General features: G+C 67.8%; 20 protein-coding genes. 4 read left to right on the forward strand and 16 right to left on the reverse strand.

Annotation, left to right across the window (positions count from 1 at the left end):
* Positions 1-63: 63 nt before the first annotated feature.
* The 3 genes from BDK89_RS18480 to glgC all read left to right on the forward strand — a co-directional run bounded on the left by BDK89_RS18480 (position 64) and on the right by glgC (position 4283).
* The gene (locus BDK89_RS18480; protein ID WP_133870354.1) at positions 64-489 is read left to right on the forward strand and encodes a cyclic nucleotide-binding domain-containing protein; all 426 of its coding nucleotides are present in this window, start codon (positions 64-66) and stop codon (positions 487-489) included.
* A 105-nt stretch (positions 490-594) separates the two neighbouring features.
* Positions 595-2946, forward strand: coding sequence for a heterodisulfide reductase-related iron-sulfur binding cluster (locus tag BDK89_RS18485; protein WP_133870355.1), 2352 nt, complete (start codon positions 595-597; stop codon positions 2944-2946).
* Positions 2947-3038: 92 nt separating this feature from the next.
* Positions 3039-4283: a glucose-1-phosphate adenylyltransferase gene (gene glgC, locus BDK89_RS18490; RefSeq protein WP_166657683.1), complete on the forward strand. Its 1245-nt coding sequence runs from the start codon at positions 3039-3041 to the stop codon at positions 4281-4283.
* A 105-nt stretch (positions 4284-4388) separates the two neighbouring features.
* Here glgC and glgX read toward each other — a convergent pair whose 3' ends face one another.
* On the reverse strand, positions 4389-6542 hold the full coding sequence (glgX, locus tag BDK89_RS18495) for a glycogen debranching protein GlgX (RefSeq protein WP_133870356.1): 2154 nt from the start codon (positions 6540-6542) through the stop codon (positions 4389-4391).
* 133 nt (positions 6543-6675) lie between these two features.
* Between glgX and BDK89_RS18500 the strand changes: the two genes are divergently transcribed.
* A complete protein-coding gene (locus tag BDK89_RS18500; RefSeq protein WP_133870357.1) occupies positions 6676-6951 on the forward strand; it encodes an HAD family hydrolase in 276 nt (91 codons plus the stop codon).
* Here BDK89_RS18500 and xylB read toward each other — a convergent pair.
* The 15 genes from xylB to BDK89_RS18575 all read right to left on the reverse strand — a co-directional run bounded on the left by xylB (position 6943) and on the right by BDK89_RS18575 (position 22065).
* Positions 6943-8367, reverse strand: coding sequence for a xylulokinase (gene xylB, locus BDK89_RS18505; RefSeq protein ID WP_133870358.1), 1425 nt, complete (start codon positions 8365-8367; stop codon positions 6943-6945). The two genes, BDK89_RS18500 and xylB, sit on opposite strands and share 9 nt — an antisense overlap.
* The gene (locus BDK89_RS18510) at positions 8364-8927 is read right to left on the reverse strand and encodes a cysteine hydrolase family protein (protein WP_133870359.1); all 564 of its coding nucleotides are present in this window, start codon (positions 8925-8927) and stop codon (positions 8364-8366) included. Before BDK89_RS18510 ends, xylB begins: the two co-directional genes overlap by 4 nt.
* A 49-nt stretch (positions 8928-8976) precedes the next feature.
* Positions 8977-10314 (reverse strand): xylose isomerase, encoded by a 1338-nt coding sequence (xylA, locus tag BDK89_RS18515; protein ID WP_133870360.1) that lies wholly within the window; start codon positions 10312-10314, stop codon positions 8977-8979.
* 81 nt (positions 10315-10395) lie between these two features.
* Positions 10396-11319 (reverse strand): 2-hydroxyacid dehydrogenase, encoded by a 924-nt coding sequence (locus tag BDK89_RS18520; RefSeq protein WP_133870361.1) that lies wholly within the window; start codon positions 11317-11319, stop codon positions 10396-10398.
* Positions 11320-11325: 6 nt separating this feature from the next.
* Positions 11326-11739 (reverse strand): VOC family protein, encoded by a 414-nt coding sequence (locus tag BDK89_RS18525; protein ID WP_133870362.1) that lies wholly within the window; start codon positions 11737-11739, stop codon positions 11326-11328.
* Positions 11736-12911, reverse strand: a complete 1176-nt coding sequence (locus BDK89_RS18530; protein WP_133870363.1) for a mandelate racemase/muconate lactonizing enzyme family protein — start codon at positions 12909-12911, stop codon at positions 11736-11738. The genes BDK89_RS18525 and BDK89_RS18530 overlap by 4 nt, the downstream gene beginning before the upstream one ends.
* 4 nt (positions 12912-12915) lie before the next feature.
* Positions 12916-13803: a sugar phosphate isomerase/epimerase family protein gene (locus BDK89_RS18535; protein ID WP_133870364.1), complete on the reverse strand. Its 888-nt coding sequence runs from the start codon at positions 13801-13803 to the stop codon at positions 12916-12918.
* 52 nt (positions 13804-13855) lie between these two features.
* Positions 13856-14254 carry a cupin domain-containing protein gene (locus BDK89_RS18540; protein WP_166657685.1) on the reverse strand — a complete coding sequence of 133 codons (399 nt, stop codon included), beginning with the start codon at positions 14252-14254 and terminating at the stop codon, positions 13856-13858.
* 51 nt (positions 14255-14305) lie between these two features.
* Positions 14306-15550 carry a sugar phosphate isomerase/epimerase family protein gene (locus BDK89_RS18545; RefSeq protein WP_133870366.1) on the reverse strand — a complete coding sequence of 415 codons (1245 nt, stop codon included), beginning with the start codon at positions 15548-15550 and terminating at the stop codon, positions 14306-14308.
* Positions 15551-15569: 19 nt separating this feature from the next.
* Positions 15570-16748: a Gfo/Idh/MocA family protein gene (locus BDK89_RS18550; RefSeq protein ID WP_133870367.1), complete on the reverse strand. Its 1179-nt coding sequence runs from the start codon at positions 16746-16748 to the stop codon at positions 15570-15572.
* Positions 16749-16788: 40 nt separating this feature from the next.
* On the reverse strand, positions 16789-17538 hold the full coding sequence (locus tag BDK89_RS18555) for an ABC transporter ATP-binding protein (protein ID WP_133870368.1): 750 nt from the start codon (positions 17536-17538) through the stop codon (positions 16789-16791).
* Positions 17535-18323, reverse strand: a complete 789-nt coding sequence (locus tag BDK89_RS18560; RefSeq protein WP_133870369.1) for an ABC transporter ATP-binding protein — start codon at positions 18321-18323, stop codon at positions 17535-17537. Before BDK89_RS18560 ends, BDK89_RS18555 begins: the two co-directional genes overlap by 4 nt.
* Before the next feature lie 51 nt (positions 18324-18374).
* Positions 18375-19952: an ABC transporter substrate-binding protein gene (locus BDK89_RS18565; protein WP_133870370.1), complete on the reverse strand. Its 1578-nt coding sequence runs from the start codon at positions 19950-19952 to the stop codon at positions 18375-18377.
* Positions 19949-21043 carry a branched-chain amino acid ABC transporter permease gene (locus tag BDK89_RS18570; protein ID WP_133870371.1) on the reverse strand — a complete coding sequence of 365 codons (1095 nt, stop codon included), beginning with the start codon at positions 21041-21043 and terminating at the stop codon, positions 19949-19951. Before BDK89_RS18570 ends, BDK89_RS18565 begins: the two co-directional genes overlap by 4 nt.
* A complete protein-coding gene (locus BDK89_RS18575; RefSeq protein ID WP_208294123.1) occupies positions 21040-22065 on the reverse strand; it encodes a branched-chain amino acid ABC transporter permease in 1026 nt (341 codons plus the stop codon). Before BDK89_RS18575 ends, BDK89_RS18570 begins: the two co-directional genes overlap by 4 nt.
* Positions 22066-22286: the final 221 nt, after the last annotated feature.

Consider the following 22286-nt stretch of genomic DNA (forward strand, 5'->3'; position numbering starts at 1 on the left):
TCGCCGCAGACGAAGGACGCACGGCCCTACAGACCACGTTCCGTGGGCGCTACTGTGCGCACCATGGCGTCCAAGTCGGAGAAGATCGAGCACCTGAGCAACCTGCCGCTGCTGGCGGGATGCAGCAAGAAGGAACTCGACCAGATCGCCCGAGCCGGCGACGAGATCGAGGTGCCTGCCGGCACCCTGCTCGTCGATCAGGGTCAGACGGGTCGTGAGGCGTTCGTGATCATGGCGGGCGACGTCACGATCAAGCGCAACGGCCGCAAGGTCGCCACGGCCGGGCCGGGCGACATCGTCGGCGAGATGTCGCTGCTCGATCACGGGCCTCGCACGGCGTCGGCGTTCTGCGATTCCGATTGCTCCCTGTTCGTGCTCGACCAGCGCCACTTCCGTGCGGTGCTCGAACAGCACCCGTCGATCGCCCTCAAGATGCTCGGCGTGCTCGCCGGTCGGGTCCGCGACCTCGACCGCCAGTCGTTCGGCTGATCTCACCGCCGACCCGTCCAGCCCGTCCGAGGGCGCTCGACGCCCTCGACGATGTCCGGCTGCATGTGAGTCCTGGCGGTACTGGCGAGTAGCTTGTTGGTCGCCATGAGCACGCACGACGCTTCCAACGACCAGCAGGCCGACAAGCGCATCCGGCCGTACCAGCTCGCCATTGCGCTGGGCTGCGGCATCGCCCTGTTCACGGTGATCTCCGGCATCGTGCCGATGATCACCGGCTGGCACAACGACAACGAATGGCACCGCGAGGTGTTCGGCAACATCCCCGGCCCGATCAAGGTGGCGTTCTACACCGTGATCCCGCTGGTGCTGGTGTGGGGTTCGTTCGAGTTCGCCAAGCGGATCAAGAACTGGGAGCGCGGTGCGCCCGCCCAGCGCCGCACCACCAAGAAGAACGCCAAGAAGCGCGCCGAGGACTACCGCGCCGGTGTGTACATGCAGACGCTCCTGCGCGACTCGGCTGCCGGGCTCATGCACTCGATGATCTACTTCGGCTTCCTGGTGCTGCTCGGCGTCACCACCACGCTCGAGATCGACCACCAGCTCCCCGAGGATCTCAAGTTCCTGCACGGTCGCACCTATCAGGCCTACGCCTTCGTGGGCGACGCCGCCGGCCTCGTCTTCACGGTCGGCGTGACCTGGGCGATCCTGCGCCGCTACATCCAGAAGCCGTACCGAATCCGGATCAAGTCGAAGATGGACCACGTCCTCGGTCTGGGCAGCCTGTTCGTGATCGGTGTCAGCGGGTTCGGCGCCGAGATGTTCCGCATCGCCCTCGGCACCGCCCAGGGCGAGGACATGGAGTTCGAGCAGTGGAGCTTCATCGGCTACCCGCTCAGCCAGACCGTCGACGGCATGAGCGTCGGCTCGCTCGAGACGTGGCACCAGGCGTGGTGGATCCTCCACGTCGTCGCGTTCATCGTCTTCCTGGCGATCCTGCCGCTCACCATGCTGCGCCACATGTTCACGTCGCCGCTCAACATGTACCTGCGCGACAAGGACCGCCCGAAGGGCGCCATGAAGCCGATGCCGAACCTGATGGAGACCGAACTGGAGTCGTTCGGTGCCTCGGTCGTCGAGGACTTCACGTGGAAGCAGCTGCTCGACACCGACGCCTGCACCATGTGCGGACGCTGCACCAGCGTCTGCCCGGCGCACGCCACCGGCAAGCCGCTCGACCCGCGCGAGATCGTCCTCAAGACCGGTGAGGTCATGGCGGCGTCGGCCGACGCCAACGTCACCCCGCCGCTCAACACCGACAGCGAGATCACGATCAGCTCGAACAGCCTGTTCGACCGCATCACGCCCGAAGAGGTGTGGAGCTGCACCACGTGCAAGGCGTGCGACGAGGTCTGCCCGGTCAACATCGAGATCCTCGACAAGATCCTCGACATGCGGCGCTACCTGTCGCTGATGGAGTCGAACTTCCCCACCGAGCTGGGCAACGCCTACCGCTCGATGGAGAACCAGATGAACCCGTGGGGCATGAACCAGGGCGAGCGTGCCGACTGGGCCGACGACCTCGGTCACGTGAAGGTTGTCGACCCGGGCGAGCCGTTCGAGGCCGAGTACCTGTACTGGGTCGGCTGCGCCGGCAGCTTCGACGACAAGAACAAGAAGGTCACCCAGTCGATGGCCAAGCTGCTCACCCGTGCGGGCATCGAGGTCGCCATCCTCGGCCCGTCCGAGATGTGCACCGGCGACTCGGCCCGTCGCTCCGGCAACGAGTACCTGTTCCAGATGCTCGCCATGCCGAACATCGAGATGCTCAACGGCATGGGCGTGAAGAAGATCATCACCCAGTGCCCGCACTGCTTCAACACGCTCCTCAACGAGTACCCGCAGCTCGGCGGCAACTACGAGGTCGTCCACCACACCTCGCTGCTCGAGCAGTTGATCGACGAGGGCAAGCTCGACGTGTCGAGCGCCACCCTCGAGGAGCGCATCACGTACCACGACTCGTGCTACCTCGGACGCCACAACGACATCTACATGTCGCCTCGCAAGGTCGTCGGCTCGATCAAGGGCATCGAGGTCGTCGAGATGGGTCGCAACGGCACCAAGGGCATGTGCTGTGGCGCCGGCGGCGCCCGCATGTGGATGGAGGAGTCGATCGGCACGAAGGTCAACGACGAGCGTGCGCTCGAGGCGATCAGCACCGGAGCGACCCGTGTCGCCACCGCCTGCCCGTTCTGCTACATCATGCTCGACGACGGTGTGAAGGCGGCGGGCAAGGACGACGACGAGGTCAAGGTCGCCGACCTGGCGATCCACGTGCTCGACGCGATCGAAGAGGGTGAGCGGATGGCCGCCAAGCAGGAGGCGCACCTGAACAAGCCGTTCACCGAGCCGGTGCGCGGCATCGCCGCCCACGGCGTCGGCTCCCCCGCCCCCGCCGACGAGGTCGGCGAAACCCCCATCGAAGTACGCGACACCTGACCGTCAACTCCTGACCGCGAGGGGTCGGATACGTTTCGTCGGTTCCGACGAAACGTATCCGACCCCTTGTGTGCGTTGGGTACCGTGGGGGTGTGGTTCCCAATGTGCTCTCGATGGTGTTGGCCGGGGGTGAAGGCAAGCGCCTCGCCCCACTCACTCGGGACCGGGCGAAACCCGCCGTGCCGTTCGGCGGGCACTACCGACTGATCGACTTCGTCCTCTCGAACCTCGTCAACGGCGGGTTCCGACGGATCGTCGTCCTCACCCAGTACAAGAGCCACAGCCTCGACGTGCACCTGTCCCGCACGTGGACGCTCGCCCACCTGCTCGGCAACTACGTGGTCGGCATCCCGGCGCAGATGCGTCGTGGACCCCACTGGTACTCCGGTTCGGCCGATGCGATCTTCCAGAACCTCAACCTGCTCGACGACGAGCGGCCGACGCACGTGCTCGTGTTCGGCGCCGACCACATCTACCGAATGGACCCGCGTCAGATGCTCGAGCAGCATCTCGACACCGGCGCCGGTCTGACGGTCGCCGCGCTCCGAGTGCCGCGCAGCGAGGCCGACCAGTTCGGGGTGATCGACGTCGGCGAGGGCACCAAGATCAAGCAGTTCCTGGAGAAGCCGTCCGATCCGCCCGGTCTGCCCGACGCTCCCGATCAGACGCTGGCGTCGATGGGCAACTATCTGTTCGACGCCGACCTGCTGCGCGAACTCGTGAGCAGCGACGCCACCAGCGAGTCGAGTCGGCACGACATGGGCGGCGACATCGTGCCGGCCGTGGTCGCAGCCGGTGACGCCCACGTGTACGACTTCTCGACGAACGAGGTCCCCGGGGCGATGGAGGAGAACCGCGGCTACTGGCGCGACGTCGGCACGTTGCAGGCGTACTTCGACGCCCACATGGATCTGGTCGCCCCCGACCCGAGCTTCAGCCTCTACAACTACCAGTGGCCCATCCACACGAGCGGGCGGCTGTTCCCGCCGATGAAGGTGACCGAGGCGAGTCGACAGCCCTCGACACTCGCGAACACGATGATGTGCAGCGGATCGATCGTGTCGGGCTCGTCGGTGCAGGAGGCGGTGCTGTCGCCCGGCGTCCGTGTGCACGACCGGTGCGAGATCGAGAAGGCGATCCTGCTCGACGGGGTCGAGGTCGGCGCCGGCGCTCAGCTCCGGAACGTGATCCTCGACAAGGGTGTCAGGGTGCCGGCCGGCTACCAGATCGGCCTCGACCCGGCGCTCGACCGCGAGCGGTTCGCCGACCGCAAGGGCTGCGTCGTGACCGACGAAGGCCTGGTCGTGGTCGGCAAAGCCGAGAAACTCCCCGACTGACCCGCGCCGGTCGGTCGATGTCGGTTGATGTCAGACATCAACCGACAGGACTGCGGAGCGTCGCATCTCGAATGGTCGGTTGATGTCTGACATCAACCGACGGGATCAGGATGTTCGGGGGCGGCGGAGGACGACGACGGCTCGGTCGGCGACCTCGAGTTGGAAGATGTCGACCGGGGCCGCTTCGGGGGCACGCTTGCGATCGCCGTGGGTCGCCGTGTCGAACTCGACGACCCAGCCGCCGGCGACCGGCGTCGGGATCGTGAACGTGATCGGCTCCTCGCCGGCGTTGAACAACACGAGGAAGTCGTCGTCGGTGATCGCCTCACCCTGCTGGTCCTTCGACGGGATCGCGTTGCCGTTCAGCCACACCGCCAACGAGCGGGCGAAGCCGGCGTTCCAGTCGTCGTCGGTCATCACGTCGCCCGCGGGCGTGAACCAGCCGATGTCGGCCTCGGTGCTGCCACCACGGATCGACGCACCCTGGAACCAGCGGCGACGACGGAACACCGGGTGGTCGCGCCGCAGTGCGATCATCCGTTGCGTGAAGGCGAGCAGGTCGTCGTCGGCCGACTCCCAGTCGACCCACGACACCTCGTTGTCCTGTGCGTAGGCGTTGTTGTTGCCGCCCTGGGTGCGTCCGATCTCGTCGCCCATCGTGAGCATCGGCACGCCTTGCGACAGCAGGAGCGTGGCGAGGAAGCTGCGGACCCGTCGAGCGCGCAGCGCGCAGATCTCGGGGTCGTCGGTGGGTCCTTCGGCGCCGCTGTTCCACGAGATGTTGTGGCTCTCGCCGTCGCGGTTCTCCTCACCGTTGGCGATGTTGTGCTTCTCGTTGTACGACACGAGGTCGTGCAGGGTGAAGCCGTCGTGGGCGGTGATGAAGTTGATGCTGGCGTTCGGACGGCGCCCGTTGGATTCGTAGAGGTCGCTGCTGCCGGTGAAGCGGTTGGCGAACTCGCCGAGCGACTGCTCGTCGCCGCGCCAGAAGCCGCGCACGTTGTCGCGGTAGCGGCCGTTCCACTCCGACCACAGGGTCGGGAAGTTGCCGACCTGGTAGCCGCCCTCGCCGATGTCCCACGGCTCGGCGATCAGCTTCACCTGCGAGATGATCGGGTCCTGCTGGATGATGTCGAAGAACGCCGACAGCCGGTCGACGTCGTGCAGTTCGCGGGCGAGCGCCGCCGCCAGGTCGAACCGGAACCCGTCGACGTGCATGTCGAGGATCCAGTAGCGCAGGCTGTCCATGATGAGCCGGAGCACGTGCGGGCTGCGCACGTTGAGGCTGTTGCCGGTGCCGGTGTAGTCGACGTACTTTTCCGGGTCGTTCGGGTCGAGCCGGTAGTAGACCGCGTTGTCGACGCCGCGCATCGCCAGCGACGGACCGAGGTGGTTGCCTTCACCGGTGTGGTTGTAGACGACGTCGAGGATGACCTCGATCCCGGCGTCGTGCAGGGTGGCCACCATGTGCTTGAACTCCTGCACCTGCTGGCCCTCGGTACCCCACGCGGCGTAGCCGTGGTGCGGGGCGAGGTAGTTGATCGACTGGTAGCCCCAGTAGTTGCGGAGCCCCTGACGCACGAGGAACTCGTCGTGGATGAACTCGTGGGTCGGCATCAGCTCGACCGCCGTGACGCCGAGCTCCTTGAGGTACTCGATGACGGGTTCCGTGGCCAGGCCGGCGTAGGTGCCACGGAGCTCGGGCGCCACGTCGGGGTGGTTCATCGTGAGGCCGCGGACGTGGGCCTCGTAGATGACGGTGTCGGGGAGGCGGGTGTTGGGTGACTTGTCGTCGCGCCAGTCGAAGTACGGGTTGATGACGACCGACCGCGGCATGTTCGCCGCCGAGTCGAGTTCGCTCATGACCGAGCGGTCGTCGAAGTCGTAGTCGTAGACCTCGGGACCCCACTCGATCTCACCGTCGACGGCCTTGCCGTACGGGTCAAGGAGGAGCTTGTTCGGGTTGAAGCGGCTGCCCTTGTTCGGGGCCCACGGCCCGTGCACGCGATAGCCGTACTTCTGGCCGGGGCCGACGCCGGGCAGGTACACGTGGTGGTTGAACGCGTGCACTTCGGTCATCTCGACGCGTGTCTCGTTGCCGTCGCGGTCGAACAGGCAGAGTTCGACCGTTTCGGCGTCCTCGCTGTACAGCGAGAAGTTGGTACCGCGGCCGTCGTAGGTGGCGCCTTGGGGGAACGGCGTGCCCGGCCAGGTGGTCGGGGCGTGGGCCGCACGTTCGTCGGTTTGCTGCTTGGGCATGGTGTCGTGTTCCCGGGGTGGAGGGATCGGGAAACGGTACACCCGCTGCAACCGCTTTCGGGCAACGGCGGCGGCCGCCGACCACGCTCCGTGACCGACTTCAGCCGAGCTGTCATCCCGCCGATGAAGAGGCATGCTGCGACCTGCGACGACGGATGCCCTCGACCGCTTGATCGCGTCGGCCTTCGACGTCGATCGGGAGCTCGACATGGCGCTCGTCCAGCTCGGCGTGTTGCCGCCGCTCGACCTGTCGGTGATCCGCTCCTGGCTCACCCTCGACGGGGTCGGCGTGCGTGCCCGCTGCAACAGTGACGGTCACCGCATCATCGACGTGCTCGTCGAGCGACGGATCGTCGCCAGCATCGGCCACGACGGTGCCGTCGAGTTGCCCTTCGCCGCCTCAGCCTGAGATCGCGGCATAGTGCCGCCGTCGCTCGGTGGCGTCACACGCCGGTTCGACGACCGTGCCGGTACCGAGACGCCACCGGTCGGTGACCGTATCGATCTCGTCGCCGCTCACGACGGCGGCTGCCTGCACGGCGCTGCCTGCGGCGACCGTTTCGTCGGTCGACGGAACGGTCACCGGACGACCGAGCAGGTCGGCGCAACGCTGACGGTACGCGACCGACCGTGATCCTCCGCCGACGAGGAAGGTGCGTCCGTCGATGGTCGCACCGACCGAACGGATCGCCTCCACGCCGTACAGCACGCTGCACAACACGCCGTCGTGCGCGGCGAGTGCGAGCTGTTCTCGGGTGGTCGCGTTGGTGAGGCCGTGGAACGTACCCGTGGCATCGGGCAGGTTCGGGGTGCGCTCGCCGTCGAAGTACGGCACGAGCATCGTCGGGCCGGGGTCGTCGACCGCGTCCATGGCGAGTGCGCCCAACCCGGGTGCGTCGGTGCCGAGCCAGCGTGCGACCGTGTCGGTGACCTTGGTTGCGTTGAGGGTGCAGACGAGCGGGAGGAACGCTCCCGTCGCCGAGGCGAACCCCGCCACGGCACCGGACGGGTCGTGGGTGGGGTTGGAGGAGACGGCGAACACGACGCCCGACGTGCCGAGCGAGACCGCGACGTCGCCGGCCCGCAGCCCGAGACCCAGTGCGGCGCCCATGTTGTCACCGGTGCCGGGCCCGACGATCACGCCGTCGGGTAGCTCGAGTTCGGCGGCCGCCTCCGCGGTGATCCGACCAGCCGCCTCGGTCGGCCCCAGCACGGTCGGCAGCGCGCCGGGCCAGTCGCCGACCGCTGCGGCGAGGAACTCGTCGACGGTCCGGTCGGACACCGGGTCGTACCAGCCGCTGCCCGATGCGTCGCCGCGGTCGGTCACGTGCTCGCCCGTGAGCCGCCAGGTGAGGTAGTCGTGCGGCAGCATCACCCGCGTCGCACGCTGCAGGGCCTCCGGCTCGTGCGCGGCAACCCAGGCCAGCTTGGAGATGGTGAACGAGGCGACCGGCACCGAGCCGGTTCGACGAGCCCACGTGTCGGCGCCGAACCGTTCGACCAGGGCGGCGGCGTCGGGTGCCGATGTCGTGTCGTTCCACAGCTTTGCGGCGCGCACCGGGTCGCCTCGTTCGTCGAGGATCACACAGCCGTGTTGCTGCCCGGCGACCGACACGGCGACGACATCGCGTCGCACCTCGCCGAGCGATCGGGTGGCCGCGACGAGCGCGTCCCACCACGCACGCGGGTCTTGCTCGGAGACCGGTGGCGTGGTGACCGGATGGCGGGCGGTGCCGGACGCGACCACCTCACCGGTGTCGAGCCGACGCGCCTCGACCTTGACCGACTGGGTCGACGAGTCGATCCCCAGGACGATGGCGGTCATCCGCTGCCGCCGGAGAAGTCGACATCGGCGGCTGCGACCGTGCCTGCCTCGCGCCCCGGCGCGCTCTGGAACTTCCAGTAGAGGTTGGTGTGGGCGATGACCTGTTCGGGCGCCGGCGCACCCCACTCCGACAGGTCTTCGGTGGTGTGGGCGTCGCCGACCAGGAGCGCGTCGTACCCCCGGGCGAGCGCTCCGTGCAGGGTGGAACGCACGCACATGTCGGTCTGTGCGCCGGTGACGATGAGCCTGCCGACGCCGAGATCGGCGAGCCGTTCCTCGAAGTCGGTGGCTTCGAACGAATCGCCGTACTGCTTGTACACGATCGGCTCGTCCGGAGCGGGTGCGAGTTCGGGCACGATCTGCCACTCGTCGGAGTCGCGGGCGAGTTCGTCGTCGTCGTGCTGGACCCAGACGACGGGTACCGACGCGTCGCGCGCCCGGTCGACGAGGTCGCCGATCGCCGCCACGACCTCGTCGCGGCGGACGGCTCCGCCGACGACGCCGGTCTGGACGTCGATCACGACGAGTGCGGAGTTGGGGCGATCGGTCAGTGTCGTCATGACGTCACCGTACATCCGTTCGACCGCCCGGTCGAGAGGCGCTGCACGATCAGCTGGCGGTGTCGATGTGGCGGGCGACGAGCCGCTCGAGCAGTTCCTGGCGGCCCGACACCGGCTGCGGTTCGTGGCCCGAGGCGACCAAGTCGTCGTGGATCTCCTGCAGGCTGATCTTGCCGTCGAGGATCTCGCGTGCCTCCGGTGTGTCCCAGCCCGCGTACCGCTCGGCACGGCGGCGATCGAGTTCGCCCTCGTCGATGATCGACTGGGCGACGAGCAACGACTTGGCGAGGGTGTCCATCGCGCCGATGTGGGCGATGAACAGATCGTCGCGGCTGATCGACTGACGCCGGATCTTGCAGTCGAACATCATGCCGCCGGTCGTGAAGCCACCGCCGCGCATGATCTCCAACATGCCGAGCGACATGTCCTCGACCGAGGTCGGGAACAGGTCGAGATCCCAGCCGAGCCGGTCGTCGCCTGCGTTCGCGTCGACCGATCCGAAGATGCCGGCGCCCACGGCCGTCGCGACCTCGTGGTGGAAGTCGTGTCCCGACAGGGTGGCGTGGTTGACCTCGATGTTGACCTTGATCTCGTCTTCGAGCCCGTACTTCTGCAGGAATGCGAACACCGTCGCGACGTCGTAGTCGTACTGGTGCTTCGTGGGCTCCATCGGCTTCGGCTCGATCAGCAGCGTGCCCTCGAATCCGATGTCGTACTTGTGCTGCACGACCATGTTCATGAACCGACCCATCTGATCGAGCTCACGCGACATGTCGGTGTTCAGCAGCGTCTCGTAGCCCTCACGACCACCCCACAGCACATAGTTCGCACCGCCCAACTCGTGCGTCTTCTGCATGCAGTGCGCCACCTGTGCCGCTGCGTAGCGGAACAGGTCGGGGTCGGGATTCGTCGACGCTCCCGACATGAACCGTGGATGCGAGAACGCGTTGGTCGTGCCCCACAGCAGTTCGACGCCGGTGTCGGCCATCTTCTGACCGGCGTAGTCGACCATCTCGTCGAAGTACCGACACGTCTCCGCGAACGTCGCGCCCGCCGGAGCGATGTCGATGTCGTGGAACGAGAAGTACGGCGTGCCGAGCTTGGCGAAGAACTCGAACGCGGCGTCCATCTTCATGCGCGCCGCCTCCATCGGGTCGAGACCGGGTGCCACGGACGGGTGCCACGGACGGTCGAGCGTGCCGGCACCGAAGATGTCGAAGCCGTCCCACGCGAACGAATGCCAGTAGCAGACACCGAACCGCAGGTGCTCGGCCATCGTTCGGTCACCCACCACCCGATCCGGCTGATACCACCGGAACGCCAATGGGTCAGCCGACGCCGGCCCCCCGAACGGAATCGAATCGACAGTGTCGAAGAACTCGGTCATGGCTACTCCTCGATGGGATGGGCGGCGTCGGGCGACGCCGGGGTCGGTCGGTGTGGTGTCGGGTCGTCGACGAAGAGAATGTCATGACGAACCGTAGAGGAAACTCGGATCGGGCGTGTCGCCTCGGACGATGGCGGCGACCGCGGTCGCCGGCCCGAGGCAGAGGCGTCGATAGGTCGTGTCGGTGAGCGCGGCGACATGCGGCGTGACGAGCACGTCGGCGCGTGTCAGCAGCGGCTCGGCTCGGGGCGGTTCCGGATCCCAGACGTCGGCGGCGTATCCAGCAGGACGGCCGGCGTCGAGCGCATTCTCGAGCGCCGTGTGGTCGACGATGGGGCCGCGTGCGGTGTTCACCAGGAGCGACCCCGGCCGCATCGTGGCCAGGCGTTCGGCGTCGAGGAGACCGCGGGTCTCGGGCGTGAGTGCCGTGCAGATCTGCACGACGTCGCTCGTCGCCAGCACCTGGTCGAGCGGGAGCGTCGGAACGGCGGCGTCGCCGCGACCCGACCACGCGACCACATCCATCTCGAATGCGGCGGCGAGCTGTGCGACACGCTTCCCGATACGGCCCAGTCCGAGCACGCCGAGACGTCGGCCGGCGAGCTCGGTCCCGACGTAGCCGTCACGGATCGCCCACTCATCGGTCGCAGTTGCCGCCGACAGCTGATGCACACGCCGAGCGAGGGCGAGCATCAACATGATCGCGTGCTCGGCGACCGCCGTGGTCGTGACGCCAGGGGCATGGACGACGTCGACGCCTCGTTCCTCGGCGGCCGCCAGGTCGATGTTGTCGAGGCCGGCACCGCACCGGGCGACGACCCGCACGGACGGCAACGACTCGAACAGCTGTCGGTCGACACGCCCGAGACCGCGCGTCAGCACGGCCACGACTGCGGCCCGGTCGACGTCGGGGAACGTCGTCGGGGTGTCGGCAAGGACGACGTCGGCGACGGCGCGCAGCGCAGCCTCGGCATCGGGGTGCAGCGTTTCGAGCAGGACGATCACGACGGCTCAGGTGTTCGGAGTTGCGTAGGGACGGTCGAAGAAGTCGGCGGCGATCGGCTGGTCGGCGTCGCACGCGATCTCGATCAGGTTGCCGGCGGGGTCACGCACGAACAGCTGCATCACGCCGGTCGGCAACCGACGCGCCGGGCCCCATGTCGCCGTGTCGATGACCCCGGCTCGCTCGGCCCGGGCGACCACACCGTCGAAGTCGTCGACACGGAGACAGAAGTGAGCCCGTTCCGGGCGCCGATCGAGCAGCTCGTTGACGTGGAGTTCCTGGCCGTCGGCGAACCCGAAGAACTGGGCGGGAAAACCGAGATCGGGGGTGGCGATCAGCGGCAGGCCGAGCACGTCGCGGTAGAAGGTCGTGGCAGCGGCGAGGTCGTCGACCATCAGGTTGACGTGTTGGATCGAGGTCATGTTGCTCCGATCAGAACGGTGAACGCGTCGAGTGCGTCCGGGTCGGGGTCGACGCCGAAGCCGGGGCGGGTCGGCGGTCTCATCGCGCCGTCGACCGGCGCCGGCACACCGTCGCCGAGTTCGTGAAGGAAGGGGTTCGCGCCGAGCGAGTACTCGATCACCCGGGCGCTCGGGCTCGAGAAGGCGAGCGTCACGCCGGCGACGAACGACAACGCCGATCCCCAACAATGGGGTGCCAGTTCGAGTTGGTGGGTCTCGACGAGCGCCGCGATCCGGCGCCCTTCGGTGGGTCCACCGCAGATCGCCAGGTCGGGCTGGAGGACGTCGACCGTGTCGCGGTCGATCAGCTCGGCGAAGTCGAACCTCGTGAACTCGCTCTCGCCGGCGGCGATCGGGACCAGCCCAGCGGCACGGACGCGGGCGGCACCGTCGCGGTCGTCGGGCGACACGGGCTCCTCGAACCACCGGACGCGATACGGCTCGACGGCGCGGGCGAAGGCGAGTGCATCAGTGGCGGTGAACGTGCCGTGGGCATCGACCATCAGATCGACGTCGTCGCCGAGCCCGTCGCGGGCAGCGGCGACCCGGGCGACGCTGGTCGCCACGTCGCCGTCCATCACCCCGACCCTCATCTTGACGGCGCCGAAGCCGCGCTTCGTGTAGCCGGCGAGCTGTGCCCCGATCCCGTCGGCGTCGGCCCACCCTCCGCTCGCGTACGCGGGCAGGTCGGCCCGACGCGGTCCACCCCACAGGGTCAGGACGGGCACGCCGAGCGATCGACCTGCGATGTCCCACAGCGCCATGTCGATACCGCTGATCGCGCTGATATGGGTGCCGCGCCTGGCGAGCACCGGCATCGTGCGACCGGTGTCGGCGGCATGGTGGTCGCGCACACCGTGATACAGCGATTCCCAGATGGCCGTGATGTGCCGGGCGTCGCGCCCGATGATCGCCGGACCGAGCTCGTGCTCGATCGCTGCGACGAGCGCAGCGCACGAGCCGGCGCTCCCGACTGCCGCCTTGGCCTCACCCCACCCGACCGTTCCGTCGTCGGTCTCGATCTCGACGAGTGCCGTGTCGAAGCTCGCGACCCGACCGAAGTCGGACACGTGCTGACGTTCGGTCGGAATCGGGGCGTGGAGCCAGCGGGCGCTCACCCGCACGATCTTCATGGCGTCACGAGATGAGCGGCAGGATCGTGGTCGCACACTTCTCGACGAGCATGTCGTAGAACGACTCCGAGAGCAGGCTGCTGCCATGGTCGATGATGAACTGCATCTCCTCCGGGCTGATGTCGACCGGTTCGGTCTCGACCGCCTCGGGGAACGGGTTGGCCGGCGTGCGATCGATCGGCGCGACGAACTCGACCGTGAGCGCGCCGTCGTAGCGGATCTCCTGCAGCGCGCCGATGATGCTGGGCCAGTCGAAGGCGCCCATGCCCGCCGCCATCCGGTTGTTGTCGGCGACGTGGAAGTCGTAGAGCCGTGAGCCGGCCGCGCGGATCGCGCCGAGGAAGTCGACCTCCTCGATGTTCATGTGGAACGCGTCGAGGCAGATGCCGACATCGGGTCCGATCTCGTCGGCGAGGGCGAGCGCCTGCGCGCCGCGATTGACGAAGTGGGTCTCGAATCGGTTGAGACCCTCGATCGCCATCCGCACGCCGAGCCGGTTGGCGTGCTCGTGGATCTCTTGAAGGCTCTCGACGGCCCACGCCCACTCCTCCTCCGGCGTGCCGTCGGGCACGATCTTGCCGACCGTGCTCGGCACGATGGTGATCTCCTCGCCGTCGAGCTCGTGCACCATCGTGACGCAGTCCTTGACGTATTGGACGCTCATGGCGCGCTGGTCCGGATTCTTCGCGCACAGGTTGCGCTCGCCGAGCGTGAGCGTGACGGCACCCCAGCACCGCAGGCCGTAGTGGTCGAGCTGGCCCCGAACGGTCTTGGTGTCGTACTGATCGGGCTCGCCCTTGATCTCGATGCTCTCGTAACCACATCGCTTGAGTCGCGCGAGCGTGACCTCGAGCGGCTCGGATCGCATCCAGTTGTGCATCGACATGTGCATGTCGTTCCCCCTCCTCAGGTGGTGATCGGCCGCCCCCACGACGGCCGTCGGATCAGGTCGGGCGTAGTGACGCCCACGGTTCTTCGGTCGAGCAGTCGACCGCCTCGTAGCCGTTCGGGCCGAAGCTGGGCCCGAGAACGACGAACAGTCGGACGGGTTCGCGGGCGTCGGTGGGCACGAAGCTCGCGTGTACCTGTCCCATCGGGATGAACGCGGAGTCGCCGGCGGTCAGGAACTTGCGCTCGCGGCCGATCCATTGTTCGACGGTGCCGCTGCGGACCAGGATGATCTCCTCCTGGTTCGGGTGGGTGTGGAAGTCGTGTCCCTTCCCGATGTCGAGCTTGACGTCGAGGACGCACATCTTCGACGCGTCGGCAACGTTCTGGGGACGCACGACCCAACCGGTCGACCCCCAGTCGAGTTGCTCCCACTCGACGTCGTCCACACACATGAAACACATTCGTTCGTCCTCGATCCTTCCGCTCGTCTCGTCCGGTCCGTCTCAGCTCCGGTATGCCTCGCGCCCGACGCCCTGCACGGGAATGCCTTGCGAGGCGAGCACGTCGTGCTGCAGCGAGTACATCGCCGCCGCCGCCTCGTCGATGTGGCGCGTGAAGGCCATCGATCCCTGGAGGATCGGCTTCAGGAGCTCCTTCTCCTGCACACGTGCGAGTGGGTACTCGTGCTCGACGATCAGCGGGGTGGTGCTGATGTCGAGGTCGAGCAACTCGCGGACGGCGAGCTGGTGGTCGAGCCAGTCGACGGTGCGGTTCTGGAGGTAGGCGAGCGGGTCGTGCCGGGCGGTGCCCGGCAACTCGTGCTCGCACAGGACGGTCTGGATCTTCCACGAGTTCGCCTGGTCGGCGGGGTTCTCCGAGACGTGGCCGTCGACCCAGTCGCCGCGCTCCATCGTCTGGCCGCCGTACCCCCAGGCGCTGACGCCGCGAGCGTCGACGACCTGGCCCTTGACGTGCAGCCCGGCGACGAGGAAGTCGTACCCCTCGTCCTTCAGGTACTGGAACATCGACCGGGTGTCCTGGCCCATCAGCACCGAGTGGGACGGGTCGTAGTGGACCCGGAACTGATCGCCGACACCGTTGCGCTCGCAGATCCGGTGGAGGGCGATCCACGCCGCCGGCGTGTAGCCGATGTTGTTGTGGAAGTGGTCGGACGGCGTCCAGCCCGGCATCGGGCACTGTTCGACGCGGTACTGGAGCCCACGGTCCTTGGCCGCCTGCAGCAACGGCACGAACGTCTGCTCGAACTCGATCAGGTTCTGATCCATCGACTTCGACTGGTCACGCCCGACGAAGCCGCACACGGCCGGCACCCCGAGCAGCACCGCCGTATCCATCACCCGGAGCATGAAGTCGACCTTGCTCTGCCGGATCGACGCGTCCTCGTGGAGGAGATTGTCGAAGTAGGCGATGTCGGCGATGGTCACGCCGGTCTCGTCGATGGCGGCCTGCACCCGCTTGGCTCGGGTCTCGTCGAACGGGTCGCGTAGGTCGAGCGTGTTGGCGACCGGGTCGAGCATGGCCTCGGGGGGCACGTCGGCGAGCGATGGGTGCACCGCAGCGGAGAGTTCGATGCAGTCGGCGCCGAGTTCGGCGGCGAACTCCAGCCATTCCTCGATCGCCAGATCGGGATCGGGGTCGCGTCGCTCGCGTGGGGTCAGCTCCTGGAGTGCGGCGGTGAGCACACCGACCGGCATGGTCTCCGGGGCGAAGGGTCGTGGTTCGGGCATGTGGTTCTCCTTCTCGGGGTCAGCGGCTGAGGTCGACGGGGCGGTGTTCACGGGCGGAGACGATCGCTGCGTCGAGCACACGCTGGGTGTTGAGGGCGTCGGCGAAGTCGGGCATCGGCACGAGCGGCTCCTTCCCGGCGAGCATCGCCACGATGTCGGCGGCCTGGTTGACGAATCCGTGCTCGTACCCGAGGCCGTGACTGTCGGGCCACCAGGCATCGGCGTACGGGTGGCCGTCGCCGCCACGCGTGACGTCGATCGTGCGCCAGCCCGCCGTGGCGCCGTCCTCGTTGTCGTAGAACCCGAGCTCGTTCATGCGCTCGAAGTCGAAGCGCAGCGCGCCCCGCTCACCGTGGATCTCGAACCGGTTGGCGTTGTGATAGCCGGTCGCGAGGCGCGACGCCTCGAACGAGGCCAGTCCTCCGCCGCTCAGGCGACCGAGGAACATGACGGCGTCGTCGACCGTGCTCGTGCCGGTCGCCGCCCCGCTCCCGGCACCGGCTCCGGCGATCTCACCGCCGGTGCTCTCGGCCAGGGCGCGTTCGGTGATGAAGGTGTGTTCGATCGCGCCGTCGACCGAGACGATCTCCTCGCCCGTGACGAAGCGAACGGCGTCGATGATGTGGGCGTTCAGGTCGCCGTGGGCGCCCGATCCGGCGATGTCGCCCTGGAAGCGCCACACGAGTGGTGTGTCCGGCCCGCCCCAACTCTGGAGATAGCACGCTCGGGCGTGGTAGATCCGTCCCAGGCCACCGGATGCCACGATGCGGTGCGCCAGAGCGACGGCCGGGACGCGGCGGTAGTTGTACCAGACGAACGTCTTGGCCGATGATGCTGCGGCTGCGGCGACCATCGCCTCGGCGTCGGCCAGGGTGCCGGCGAGCGGCTTCTCGCAGACGACGTGCTTGCCGGCCTCGAGCGCGGCGATCGCCTGCTCGGCGTGCACGTGGTTCGGAGTCGCGATGTCGATCAGGTCGACGTCGGCATCGGCGACGGCGGTTCGCCAGTCGGTGGTCGTGTTGGCCCACCCCCACCGCTCGGCGAACTCGCGGAGCTCGACCTCGTTGCGGCCGGCGACGGTGTGCATGACCGGGTTCCGTGCGACATCGAAGAACCGACCGACGTTGAGCCAGGCGTTCGAGTGGGCACGGCCCATGAACTTCGACCCGATGAGGGCGATGTTGAGCTGGTCGGTCACGAGTGGTTCCTCCTGGGAGTCGTGGGCGCTGCGATCGGGGTCATGCGTCGACTCCGAGGTAGCGGCGTTGCAGTTCCGGATCGGCGCGCAGTTCGGTGGCGGTGGTCTCGGCGTCGAGTCGTCCGGAGACCATGACGAGTTGCCGTTCCGCGATCTCGGTCGCGGCGCGAAGGTTCTGTTCGACGACGAGTACGGCGACGCCCTCGTCGACGAGACGGTGAACGGCGTCGATCAGCGAGTCGACGATCGTGGGGGCGAGCCCCTCGGACGGCTCGTCCATCACGACGATGCGTCCGTTCAGCAGCAGCGCCCGTCCCACCGCCAGCATCTGCTGCTCGCCGCCCGACAGTTCGGCACCGCCGTTGCGGCGACGTTGGGCAAGGCGCGGGAACAGTTCGTAGACGGCATCGGGCGTCCACCGCTTCCCGCGCGTCCCCTTGGCGAGCATCGCCAGGTGTTCGTCGACGGTGAGCGACGGGAACAACCGTCGGCCCTGCGGCACGTACGACATGCCGCGCTTGGCGATCTTCTCGGGAGTGGCACCGTCGAGGCGATCGTCGCCGAGGGTGACGGTTCCGGCCGTGGGGCGGAGCAGACCCGTGAGTGCGTTGCACAACGTCGTCTTGCCCATGCCGTTGCGGCCGATGATGCAGACCGACTCGACCCCCATCGAGAACGAGACGTGGTCGAGCACCTGGGAGGCGCCGTAGCCGGCGCAGAGCCCGTCGACGCTGAGCAGCGTGTCGGTCCCTGCAAGGGCGGCGTCGGAGCGAGCGCTGAGGTCGGTCATGAATCTCCCTCCCGACCGAGGTAGATCTCGTGGACGAGCGGGTCGTGCCGGATCTCGTCGGGGGTGCCGCCTGCGACGAGCACACCGTCCGCCATGACGACGACGCGGTCGGCGACCCGCAGGGCGACGTCCATGTCGTGTTCGATGAGGAGCAGCGTCAGCTCCGGCTCGAGCTGTTCGATGAGCTCGACGAGTCGTTCGCGTTCGCCGCGGGACAGCCCGGACGCCGGTTCGTCGAGCAGCATGATCTCGGGATCCGAGGCCAAGGCCATGCCGATCTCGAGCTGACGTCGCTGGCCGTGTGACAGGTCGGCGACCTTGGTGTCGACGAACGGTGCGAGCCAGACGCGACGTGCGATCGCACGAGCGCCGTCGCGCAGTTCGGCGTCGCGCCGGCCACGCCACCACGACAGGTGGCGTCGCTGCTTGCCGGTCTGCGACAGGTACAGGTTGTCTTCGACGGTGAGGTCGTTGAACAGCCGGGTCTTCTGGTAGGTGCGGGCGACGCCGAGCCCCGGCCGCATCCGCGACGGCGACATGGTGCAGTCACGGCCCTGCAGCACGACCGTGCCGCGTGTCGGGACGATGTCGCCGGCGATGACGTTGAACAGGGTCGTCTTGCCCGCACCGTTGGGGCCGAGCACGGCGAGTCGCTCGCCGTGCCCGACCTCCAGGTCGATCCCCTCGAGGGCGAGAAGACCACCGAAGGCGACGGCGATCGATCGCAGGCTGACGACCGGCTGGTCGTTCCTCGTCGGTCGATTCGTCGTGGTGTCGGTGGTCATCTCGCTCCTCTCGGGGTCGGTGGTGGGGGTAGGTCGAACGCCGTCAGGCGTTCACTCCTGGGGGACGCCGTCGACGACCGGGATGGAGTTGCCGGCCCACGGCAGGTCGCGGGTCTCGCACGACGGGTTGTCGCGGTCGGGCGGCGGCGTATCGGCGCTGAACGTGCCGCCGAAGCTCTGATCGACACCCGGGATGAGTGCGACCGTCTCGGCCACGACGTCGCCGGACTCGTCGTCGAGAACGAGCTGCTGCACGTAGGTGGTGATGATGCCCTGACGGTTCTCGTCGAGGGTGACGTCGCCGTACGGGGCCTCCAGGGTCATGCTCGACAGCTCGGCACGAAGCGCCGAGTGATTGTCGGACAGGTCGCCACCGACGGCTTCGAGGGCCTGGTTCAGTGCCTTGCCGGCGACGTAGTACCCGTAGCCGAACCCGAAGCTGAGGGCGACCGACGGCGGGCTGTCCTCACCACCGGCAGCACCGGCCGGGAAGCTCTCCCACGTCGCATCGGCGCTCTCGAGGTACGCCGTGATCTCCGGCGACTCGATGTCGGCCGGGTACGAGGCGAAGCCACCGACGTAGGCACCCGCGATATCTGGTCCCAGTGCCGACGCCAGGGCCGGGCTGAAGAACAGGTTGCCGGCGTGCTGGTCGCCCGTGAGGTCGCCCTTGGCGTTGACGAACGCCTCCAGCGATGCGTTGGTGCCGGTACCGCCGACCACCCAGAAGTAGCCGTCGACCTCGTCGGGGTCGGGTAACTGCTGGACGAAGGACGAGTAGTCGGTCGTGCCGAGCGGCGGGAAGACCCGTGAGACGACCTCGCCACCGACGCCGCAGAAGTCGGCGATGAAGCCGGCCGCGGACGTCCAGCCGAAGCTGTAGTCGTCGGCGATGACCGCAGCGGTCTCCCACCCGGCGACGTTGTGCAGGATGTCGCCGATGCCGGCGTTCCACTGGGCGCCGTCACCGTGGAAGCGGAAGTAGTTCGGCGCCTGGACCTGCAGGGTCGTCTCCTGTGCGCCGGCGATGCCGTCGATGAAGGTGACCTCGGGGTGGTCCTTCGCGTAGTTCGCGACGGCGATCGACTCGTCGCCCGACAGCGGTCCGATCACGACCTCAGCGCCCTCTTGTTCGACGAGGGTGCGCACCTCCTGGATGATCCGGTCGGCGGTGTCGTCACCACAGCCGATGCCGACGAGCTCGATGTCGAGTCCGGCGACGTTGGCGCCGGTGAACCCGTCGAGCGCCGTGGTCGTCGAGTTGGGCGTGGCGCCGCCGTCCTCGACGAACGCCAGCGTCGCACCGGCGACGACGTCTTCGTTGAAACCGCCGAAGGCGCCTTCGCACTCGGCGAGGATGCCGACCTTGAGCGTGCCTCCGGCACCCTCGTCGGCAGGCTCGTCGCCACCGTCGTCGGCGGGCTCGTCGCCACCGTCGTCGGCAGGCTCGTCGCCACCGTCGTCGGCAGGCTCGTCGTCACCGTCGTCGGCGGGTTCTTCGGCCTCTGCCGGCTCGTCGGCCGGTTCGGCGTCGTCGTCGTCGCCACCGCAAGCTGCAGCGACGAGCGACAGGGTCGCGGCGAGCGCTACGGCAATGCGCAGCGGACGCCTCCTGGTGTGGTTGGTCATCGGATACTCCCCTCCGTGTTGTGAGATGGGACGGCGGAGCGCCCCGTCGGACCGCCATCGGCGGTCGCGAGCTGTGCGTCGGGCGGCTGCGGTGCAGCGTCGTCCGAGCGGCGGAATCGGGCCATCCAGTCGCGGCAGCGGACGGCGATGCCGACGAGGCCGTCGGGCGACAGCAGCATCACCAGCAGGACGACGAGGCCGACGACGGTGTTGAAGCGGGCCTCGGTCAGCCCGATCGTGTCGGCGAACGGCAGATTCCTCATGTAGTTGTTGGCCATCACGAACACGAACGCGCCGAGCCAGGCGCCTTCGAGATGGGCGATGCCGCCGATCACCGCGATGATCAGCAGGTCGAGCGTGGGACCGATCGAGATCGACGTCGGGTCGATCTGGCCGTTCCACCAGATGTTCAGCACGCCGGCGACGCCGGCCACGAAGCCCGCCAGTGCGAACGCCAGGGTGCGGTGCAACGCGACGTTGAAGCCGAGCGACGACATGCGAACCGGATCGTCACGGACGCCTTGCAGCGCCATGCCGAACGGTGTCGTCGACACGTACCGCAGCCCGACGTAGGCGACGATCGACAACACGACCGCGGCGTAGTAGAGCCGGGTCGGGTGCCCGTCGAACAAACCGGGCGGGTCGATGCCGGTGATGCCACCGAACCCCGAGAACGTGGTCACCTGTCCGAAGAAGTAGAAACCGATGACGGCGTAGGTCATCGTCAGCATCAAGAAGTAGATGCCGCTCGTGCGGGCCGACAGTGCGCCGAGCAGCAGGGCGACGGCCGTGGTGACGACGAGCGCGAACACCACGGCGACCCACGGGTGCCAGCCGAGCTTCATGCCCTTCGAGCCGGCCTCGCCGACGGCATTGCCGACCATGAAGCCGGCGATCCCGAACATCAGCAGCTGGGCGAGCGAGACCATGCCGCCGTACGCCGACAAGAAGGCGATGGTCGACGCCGCGAGGCCGAGCATCACGGTGCGGGTCATCACGAACGACACGAAGAAGTCGGAGCCGAACAACGGCAGTGCGATCAGGACGATCGCGGTCAGTGCGACGGCGATGTCGCGCGGTGAGCGGCTCATGCTTCCCGTCCGAACAGTCCGTACGGCCGGACCGCCAGCACGAGGGCGAGCAGCACGAACGTGAAGATGATGGCGTAGAAGGTGTAGTCACTCGGCAGATACGCCGGGGCGAAGGCGATCACCATGCCGTAGAGCAGTGAGCCGGCGACGGCGCCCTTGATCGATCCGAGTCCGCCGACGATGACGACGATGAGTGAGTTGAGCAACCACTGACCGTCCGTGCCGGGCGCCACACCGGCGAACGAGGCACCCATGACGCCGCCCATCCCGGCGAGGAAGGCTCCGACGAAGAAGGTGACACCGAAGACGACGGTGATGTTGATGCCGAGCGCCCGGACCATCTCCTGGTCGTCGACACCGGCGCGGATGACCATGCCCATGCGGGTGTGGTTCAGCCAGAGCCAGAGGGCGATCCCGACGCAGAGGGCGAGGGCGAGCATGAACAGTCGGCTGAGTGCATAGCGCTCGCCGGCGATCTCGAAGAACTGGGTGACGGCGCCGGGCCACACCACCCGCTGCGCCAACCCGCCGAAGTGGGCCAACATCTGGTCGGCGAGGATGACGGAGACAGCAAGGGTGATGAGTGCCTGGCGCAGGTCTTGGCCCTGGTTCCAGCGCAGGAGCAGCTGCTGCATCACGATGCCGACGACGGCGACGACCATCGACCCGATCAGCAACGGGACGACCCATTGGAGGATGCCGACGTCGCCCGCTTCGATGTTGCGGTCCTTGCCGACCATCGACTGTTGGATCTCGATCGCCACGTAGGCCGACAGCAGGAACAGCGAACCGTGCGCCATGTTCACGGTGCGCATCAGGCCGAACACGAGCGTGAATCCCGACGCGACGACGAACAGCAGGCCTGCGAACGTCAACCCGTCGAGCAAGGTCACGATGAACTCACCGGGCTCGTCGACGGCGGCGCCGGCGGAGGTGCCGCGAGCGATGAACAGCACCCAGAGGGCCACGAAGACGCCGACCGCCCAGACGAACCACGTCGACAGTGGCCGCGATCGTGTCACACCCGATCGGCTCGCGATCGGTGGTTCGGTCACGTGCGTGATGTCGGTGGCGCCGCTGGAGCGCGCCGGTTCCGAGTCCACTGGAAGTTGTCCCCTCTCTCGCACGACCCCCGTGCGATGGCGACGACAGTACGGACGCCGTCGACGTGCTCGGAAGGGGCATCCGAGCGATTTCGGGGGGCCCGCTGGAGGGGGCGCGAACGGACTAGTTCGGGCGGTGC

This window comes from Ilumatobacter fluminis, assembly GCF_004364865.1.
GTDB lineage: Bacteria > Actinomycetota > Acidimicrobiia > Acidimicrobiales > Ilumatobacteraceae > Ilumatobacter > Ilumatobacter fluminis.

Coding starts and splice junctions, on each gene's coding strand:
- glgX (WP_133870356.1), bottom strand. CDS start 6,542: ATGCCCAAGCAGCAAACCGACGAACGTGCGGCCCACGCCCCGACCACC.
- BDK89_RS18535 (WP_133870364.1), bottom strand. CDS start 13,803: ATGCACATGTCGATGCACAACTGGATGCGATCCGAGCCGCTCGAGGTC.
- BDK89_RS18570 (WP_133870371.1), bottom strand. CDS start 21,043: ATGAGCCGCTCACCGCGCGACATCGCCGTCGCACTGACCGCGATCGTC.
- BDK89_RS18545 (WP_133870366.1), bottom strand. CDS start 15,550: ATGCCCGAACCACGACCCTTCGCCCCGGAGACCATGCCGGTCGGTGTG.
- BDK89_RS18510 (WP_133870359.1), bottom strand. CDS start 8,927: ATGACGACACTGACCGATCGCCCCAACTCCGCACTCGTCGTGATCGAC.
- BDK89_RS18565 (WP_133870370.1), bottom strand. CDS start 19,952: ATGACCAACCACACCAGGAGGCGTCCGCTGCGCATTGCCGTAGCGCTC.
- BDK89_RS18555 (WP_133870368.1), bottom strand. CDS start 17,538: ATGACCGACCTCAGCGCTCGCTCCGACGCCGCCCTTGCAGGGACCGAC.
- BDK89_RS18560 (WP_133870369.1), bottom strand. CDS start 18,323: ATGACCACCGACACCACGACGAATCGACCGACGAGGAACGACCAGCCG.
- xylA (WP_133870360.1), bottom strand. CDS start 10,314: ATGACCGAGTTCTTCGACACTGTCGATTCGATTCCGTTCGGGGGGCCG.
- xylB (WP_133870358.1), bottom strand. CDS start 8,367: ATGACCGCCATCGTCCTGGGGATCGACTCGTCGACCCAGTCGGTCAAG.
- BDK89_RS18530 (WP_133870363.1), bottom strand. CDS start 12,911: ATGAAGATCGTGCGGGTGAGCGCCCGCTGGCTCCACGCCCCGATTCCG.
- BDK89_RS18500 (WP_133870357.1), top strand. CDS start 6,676: ATGCTGCGACCTGCGACGACGGATGCCCTCGACCGCTTGATCGCGTCG.
- BDK89_RS18525 (WP_133870362.1), bottom strand. CDS start 11,739: ATGACCTCGATCCAACACGTCAACCTGATGGTCGACGACCTCGCCGCT.
- BDK89_RS18485 (WP_133870355.1), top strand. CDS start 595: ATGAGCACGCACGACGCTTCCAACGACCAGCAGGCCGACAAGCGCATC.
- BDK89_RS18480 (WP_133870354.1), top strand. CDS start 64: ATGGCGTCCAAGTCGGAGAAGATCGAGCACCTGAGCAACCTGCCGCTG.
- BDK89_RS18540 (WP_166657685.1), bottom strand. CDS start 14,254: ATGTGTGTGGACGACGTCGAGTGGGAGCAACTCGACTGGGGGTCGACC.